Origin of the sequence: Desulfovibrio sp. 1214_IL3152 (genome assembly GCF_036763055.1) — a bacterium.
GTDB lineage: Bacteria > Desulfobacterota > Desulfovibrionia > Desulfovibrionales > Desulfovibrionaceae > Desulfovibrio.
In genome coordinates this window covers 1-6,051 of sequence record NZ_JBAIYW010000268.1, presented here as the reverse complement: position 1 = coordinate 6,051, position 6,051 = coordinate 1, and the positions used below count along the sequence as shown (strand labels likewise).

6 protein-coding genes are annotated in these 6,051 nt (G+C 57.8%); 1 reads left to right on the top strand and 5 read right to left on the bottom strand.

Annotated elements, in window-relative coordinates:
- Positions 1-42: 42 nt before the first annotated feature.
- From V6C07_RS05795 to V6C07_RS05775, 5 genes are all read right to left on the bottom strand, one after another.
- Positions 43-351, bottom strand: coding sequence for a (2Fe-2S)-binding protein (locus tag V6C07_RS05795; protein WP_333535417.1), 309 nt, complete (start codon positions 349-351; stop codon positions 43-45).
- An 11-nt stretch (positions 352-362) separates the two neighbouring features.
- The gene (locus V6C07_RS05790) at positions 363-1,568 is read right to left on the bottom strand and encodes an NAD(P)/FAD-dependent oxidoreductase (protein ID WP_333535416.1); all 1,206 of its coding nucleotides are present in this window, start codon (positions 1,566-1,568) and stop codon (positions 363-365) included.
- 75 nt (positions 1,569-1,643) lie between these two features.
- Complete coding sequence (locus V6C07_RS05785; protein WP_333535415.1) at positions 1,644-2,531, bottom strand: dihydrodipicolinate synthase family protein; 888 nt, start codon at positions 2,529-2,531, stop codon at positions 1,644-1,646.
- A 172-nt stretch (positions 2,532-2,703) separates the two neighbouring features.
- Complete coding sequence (gene uhpC / locus V6C07_RS05780; protein WP_333535414.1) at positions 2,704-4,014, bottom strand: MFS transporter family glucose-6-phosphate receptor UhpC; 1,311 nt, start codon at positions 4,012-4,014, stop codon at positions 2,704-2,706.
- A gap of 35 nt (positions 4,015-4,049) precedes the next feature.
- On the bottom strand, positions 4,050-4,844 hold the full coding sequence (locus tag V6C07_RS05775; RefSeq protein WP_333535413.1) for an inositol monophosphatase family protein: 795 nt from the start codon (positions 4,842-4,844) through the stop codon (positions 4,050-4,052).
- A 367-nt stretch (positions 4,845-5,211) separates the two neighbouring features.
- On the opposite strand from V6C07_RS05775, the gene V6C07_RS05770 reads away from it, so the two are divergent.
- Positions 5,212-6,051: hypothetical protein (locus V6C07_RS05770; protein WP_333535412.1), on the top strand; the 840-nt coding region annotated here is incomplete at its 3' end.

Sequence of the window (6,051 nt, the reverse complement as noted above, 5' to 3'; positions counted from 1 at the left end):
ATGCCGGCCGGTCCGGCCCCCACGATAATGACATCCCACACGCTACGCATGGTCCGCCTCCCTGGCGAAGTCCGGTGCGCCGTTCTGGCGGTTCACCCGCATGCCTTCGGCCACGGTAATGAGACATGCCTGCTGGTCCGGCACGCCATTGATGGTCATAAGGCATTCAAAGCACACACCCATCTGGCAGTAGGGGCCGCGTTTGTTCCCCTCATGGTCTGTGCGCGTCCAGCCGTGTGACGGGCCGAGCACCGCGGCGGCCACACTGATGCCGCTTTGCACCTCAAGGGCCTGTCCTTCAAAATAAATGGTTACCTGCTTTCCCGCAGGAGGGGTCACTTTGACAAACATGCTCGTTCTCCTCAGGCAGAAGCCGTTTCTGGAGTATGGGCCGCTGGATTAAGCCCGAACCTGTCAAGGCTCATGCGGCTTATGTCCATAAAAGGAGACTGCCCGCGTACCATTTCCGCAATGAGCTTGCCGGTGATAAGGGAAAGCCCGATGCCATTGCCCTCGTGGCCCGAAGCCATGAAAAGTCCCCTGATGTGGGTGGGCGAGATGATGGGTTTGGCATCCGGAGTGCAGGGACGAAGGCCCGCATAGCAGCGGATAAGCCGGGTTTGGCCCAGAGCGGGATAAAAATGGCGGGCGCGTTGGGCTATGGCGCGCATGACGGCGGGGTTGGGGCGAATGTCCATGCCCACATAGCGGCGGCTGCTGCCGAGCAGGACGGTTCCGGCATGGGAAGGCTCAAGCACAAAAGCCACGCCGAACTGCTCCATTTCAGGAGTGACGTTGCCCCGTGTTTTTCCGTCCTTGGTCAGCAGGTAGCCATATTCGGCATAGTTTTTTCCCACCAGGTTGCGCACACGTTCCGTGACCAGCACATGCCCCTGCCTGGGGCGGATGGGAACGGCGATGCCCGCCATGTGGGCAAGCTCCGGCGTCCATACGCCCGCCGCAAGGACAACATTGGCCGCATGTATGCACCCCTTGTCCGTTTCCACAGCGGTGATGCGGCCTTTTTCCACATGCAGCCCGGTGACGCGGGTTCCGGTCATGAGTGTCGCGCCATTGGCCCTGGCGTGCATGGCAAGGCCCTGACAAAGGCGCATGGGGTTAAGCTTGCAGTCGCCATTGAAATTCAGGCAGGCAAGGATGCTGTCGCCGATATTGGGTTCGTGGTGGCGAAGTTCGTCCCTGTCCCACAGGGTCACGTCAATGCCTTCTTTTTTCTTGCCTTCGTAGTTGGCGCGCACCGCTTCAAGGTCGCGCTCGTCATCAACCAGCAGACCAAGGCCTTCGGGGCAGAATTCGAAGTCCACAGGCAGGAATTTGGCGGCATCGTGAAACATGTCCTGCCCGCATTTGCAGAACCGGCTGTAGGCGCCCGGCGGCGTGTCATAGGTGACCACATGGCCATCGCAGCGGCGGCTGGAACCCCAGGCGAACTCGCCGCGCTCAACAAGGGCGACATCCACCCCGTCCATGGCGAGATAGCAGGCCACGGCCGTACCGACGGCTCCCCCGCCAATGACAACGGCACTGGCCGCATGTTTGCTGCTCATGGCAGTTTCCCCTGTTCCTGATTGCATGAAAACATGTGCGGGAGACGGCCCGTGGCCGCCTCCCGGCATATGACGTCAGTTAAAATCCGTCTGCGCGAGCACCTTTTCAAGCTCAAGACGCACGCCTTCCGAAATGGGTTGGCGGGGCCGGCGCAGCCTGCCGCTGCCGAAACCCTTGAGCGCCAGGGCGTGCTTGACCACCTGCCAGAGTTCCCCGGTATCTTCCAGCAGGCGCAGCAGGGGCAGCATCCGGCGGTACACCTGGCGGGCTTCGTCAAGCTGGCCTTTATTGACGATGAGGTCGTACAGCCTGACGCACATGGCAGGAGCGATGTTTGCCAGAACGCACACCCATGCCTTGGCCCCCATAACGAAGCTTTCATAGGCCAGGCTTTCGCAGCCGCAGAAAACCACCAGACGGTCGCCCACCTCGTCTACAGATCGGGTCAGGCGCATGATGTCGCCGCTGGATTCCTTGAGAAAGCCCATATTGGGCAGTTGGGCGCACTTGACCAGCGTTTCGGGGGACACGGCCACGCCGCAACTGCCGGGATTGTTGTACACCATGACCGGCAGGGGGCTTTTGGCGGAAATATATTTATAAAATTCATATATTTCATGCTGGCTCGGGTGTACGCCGGGAGGGGGAAGGATCATGACGCCCGCCGCGCCTATGGAACCGGCATGTTCCGACAGTTCAACGGAAACGTCCACATTGGGCGAAATGGCCCCCACGATCACCGGGACCTTGCCGCCCACCTCTTTCATGACAAATTCGGCAACCTGCCTGCGCTCCTGTGTGGAAAGGGCAGGCCATTCGCCGGTGGCCCCCACGGGCATGATACCGTGAACGCCGGACTGGAGCAGCCATTGTACATGCTTGGATATGGACTTGTAGTCAATGCTGCCGTCATCATTGAAGTGGGTAACCGTAACTGCGAAAATACCGTGGATATTGTTCATGAAGCCTCCGTCAAAATGTTTCGCATTGTTTCCGGCAAATACTCTGCCGACAATATATTTTTGTTTCTGGTCAACATCGTGATTTCTGGTTTGCCTTGTCACCTCGCAAGGAGGTGACAAGGCCGTCCTCTTCTGCCCTTGGAACAGGGCCTGGCGCAGCAGGATGCCCTGCCTATTTCTTGCCGCCGATTATGGGGATGATGAGCACTGCGGAGAGCAGCGAGGCCGCGGTCATGACAATGAAAAATCCGTTCCAGCTGGCGGATTCTATGATCATTGCCAGGGGCAGCCCGGTGAGAGCCGCGCCCATGTAGCCGAAAAGCCCCACAAAGCCGGTGGCTGTGCCCGCGTATTCCTTGTGGCAGACTTCGGCGGCAGCCATGCCCGTAAGCATCTGGGGACCGAAGATAAAAAAGCCTATGAGAAAGAAAACCGTTCCCAGCGCCAGTTTTGAGGTCAGAGGCAACAGCCAGAGCGCGCCCACCGAAAACATGATGCCCAGCATGAAGATGATGTTCATAGGTATGCGGTTACCTTTGAAAATCTTGTCCGATCCCCAGCCAGCGGCGATGGTTCCGATGAAGCCTCCTATCTCGAGCATGGTGATGGCGCTGTTTGCCACGAGCAGGTCAACCCCATGCTCTTTCACCAGATACATGTTGGCCCAGTCATTGACGCCTATGCGCACCACGTAAACGAGCACGTACGAGACTGCCAGCAGCCAGATGAATTTGTTGGTGAACACATAACGGCGCAAGACCTGCCATGTCGTGAGCGAACTTTCGCTCTTTTTTACCTGCTCCAGTTCCAGTTCGTCCTTGCGCCATTCTCCCACTTTGGGCAGGCCCATTGATTCCGGCCGGTCGCGCAGGATGACGCAAAGAACAGCACCCATGACTATGCCCACAATGCCCGGCACAATCATGCCGTAGCGCCAGCCGTAGTGGACGGCCAGCCAGCCTGCCAGCAGGGGAATAATGGCCCCGCCCACATTGTGCGAGGTATTGCATACGGCCCACCAGAAGCCGCGTTCGTTGCGCGAGTACCATGTGGTGAGAATCTTGGTGCAGGGGGGCCAGCCCCACCCCTGAAAAAAGGCGTTGAGGCCCCACAGCAGGGCCAGAGCAGGCAGGGAAGAGCTCATGCCGAAGGCGATGTTGATGATGCCCGTGATAATAAGGCCGACGCCCATGAAATAGCGCGGATTGGACTTGTCGCTGATTATGCCGCCCAGAAAACGGGAAGAGCCGTAGACGACATAAAAGATCGTGCTCAGAATGCCCACGTCGGAGAGCTGCCAGTCAAGGTCTTTGAGCATGGCAGGCATGATGGACTTGTAGCTGTTGCGCGTAAAATAAAATACGGCGTAGCCAAGCCAGATTGACGTCATGAGGTGGAGTCGCCAATACTTGTAGTCTTTGTTGATCTCTTCGGTACTTTTGGTGACAGGGCGCGGAGGTGATGCTTTGAAAAAATCTAACATGGCATACGCTCGTGGTGTAACAGGTGAGCCGTTGACTAGCGGGTTTTTTCTATTTCACGCAACACCTGTTCGTGCAGTCTCTTGTCGCCGCTGGCGAGCACCTGCATCCCCGAATGCATGGTCAGCGGCTTGCCGTCCCAGTCGGACATGACGCCGCCCGCGCCTTCCACAATGGGTACAAGGGCGCAGTAGTCCACCTCACGCATGATGCCGCTGTCAAAGCACAGGTCTATCTTGCCTGCGGCAAGGCTCATGTAGCCGTAACAGGCCCCGCCGTAGACGCGCCATTTGGTCGCTGCCGTCAGGCGGTTGTAGGCGGCTTTGTCTGCGTCGAAAACGAACTCCGTATTGCTTGAGGCTGCCAGGGCGGCAGCCAGGTCAGGCTGCGGGCGCGTGTGGATGGGCAGGCCGTTGACTGTGGACTGGCGTCCCTGCACCCCCACCCAACGTTCAGCCATAACCGGCATTTCCACCACGCCGAGCACCGGAACGCCGTTGCGGCAAAGGGCTATGAGCGTGCCGTAAAACGGATAGCCCGCGATGAACTGCCGGGTTCCGTCGATGGGGTCGATAACCCAGACAAACTCGGCCGTGGCCGCATCGGCTCCATATTCTTCGCCAAGCATGCCGTGGTCGGGAAAAGCTCCGGAAACAAGCGTGCGTATTTCGCGTTCCACACGCTCATCTGTTTCCGTAACGGGGCTGGCGTCACTCTTGGTTTTGAATCCGTAAGCCCCGCACAAATATTTTTGCCTGTGTTCCGTCAGTATGCGACGTGAAATATCTGCGGCACGCATAGCTACGTCCAGAAAAGCGTCATACTTGTGCATCAGTTTCTCCGATGTTGGCGATTGAAAACAGAGCATACCCTCAATGGATGTTGTGCGGCTTCTTCCTGCGCAGCATTTGCTGTTCTTGCAGGAAGAGATATGGTCGGCACATGCCCGGTTGCGATACCACCGTGGGCGCGGTTTTGAAAAAGACCGCCCTTGTGCCTGATGCAACATCATTTCAAAATATTCTGGCAAAAGAGGACTGCAAAAATGCTGCCAGAGTATTTGTATTATAAAATTGGCGCAAATGGCTGCAGAAAAGCTGGTGTTGCACAAAAAAATCACGATTGGTAAAATATGTAGCAACTGTAGCGTTACGCTACAGTTGTGTGTCTTTTTGATACAGGCAGAGAAGGAGTACGGCATGAAGTGTCTTTCGTCCGGCGTTTCACCACAAAATCCTGTGTATCAGCAAACCATTCATGATGCCTGGAAAGATTTTATTGATGGCGGTGAGATTCGCGGGCGCATCCCCGAGCATATTCTGGACGGATGGCTGCTCAGCCGTAAGGCGCGCATTGATCCCCTGCGTGTTCTTGAAGTGCCGGTGCTGGAGCGTCAGCCATTCAGGGACCTGTGCGACCGCTCCGCCGCGCTGCTGACGGCTGCGGCCCCGGTTCTGGACATGCTGGACGCGTGCATCAACGGTACAGGGCATATGGCCATACTTACCGCTTCATCCGGGCATATTCTTGCCACAGTGGGTGACAAGGACCTGCTGGACGTGGCGCGCGCGCAATACAATATGCCCGGCGCGGACAGGAATATCGACAAGGTCGGCGCATCGGCCATCGGCATGGCCTTGCGCCGCTGCAGCCCGGTGCAGATTTACGGATATGAGCATTACAGCGCGGCGCTTCACTCGTGGCGTTGCGCTTCGGCCCCCATTCTTGCCGACGCTTCAGGCGTGCTGGCGGTCTTGACCATTTCCGGCAATATAGCCAGTCCTGAAATACAGGCCCTGGCGCTGGTAACCACATTCGCCAACTATATCGGCATGCGGGTGCGCCAGCAGAATATTGAAGTCAGCGGGCAGCGGCTTGAGGCCCTGTTGCGCAACGCGCACGAATCGTTGAGTTATCCGTTGCTGGTATTGAACGGCAACGGGGGCATTACCCATGCCAATACGCACGCTGCCAGGCTTTTTACCTGCGCCGGGCCAGGCCTGCCGGGCAGAGACGCCGCCTCGCTGGTGAGCAGCGCC

What these genes read in the sequence shown, in the direction of transcription:
- V6C07_RS05795 (WP_333535417.1), bottom strand. Translation starts at nt 351, where the DNA reads ATGTTTGTCAAAGTGACCCCTCCTGCGGGAAAGCAGGTAACCATTTAT.
- V6C07_RS05790 (WP_333535416.1), bottom strand. Translation starts at nt 1,568, where the DNA reads ATGAGCAGCAAACATGCGGCCAGTGCCGTTGTCATTGGCGGGGGAGCC.
- V6C07_RS05785 (WP_333535415.1), bottom strand. Translation starts at nt 2,531, where the DNA reads ATGAACAATATCCACGGTATTTTCGCAGTTACGGTTACCCACTTCAAT.
- uhpC (WP_333535414.1), bottom strand. Translation starts at nt 4,014, where the DNA reads ATGTTAGATTTTTTCAAAGCATCACCTCCGCGCCCTGTCACCAAAAGT.
- V6C07_RS05775 (WP_333535413.1), bottom strand. Translation starts at nt 4,844, where the DNA reads ATGCACAAGTATGACGCTTTTCTGGACGTAGCTATGCGTGCCGCAGAT.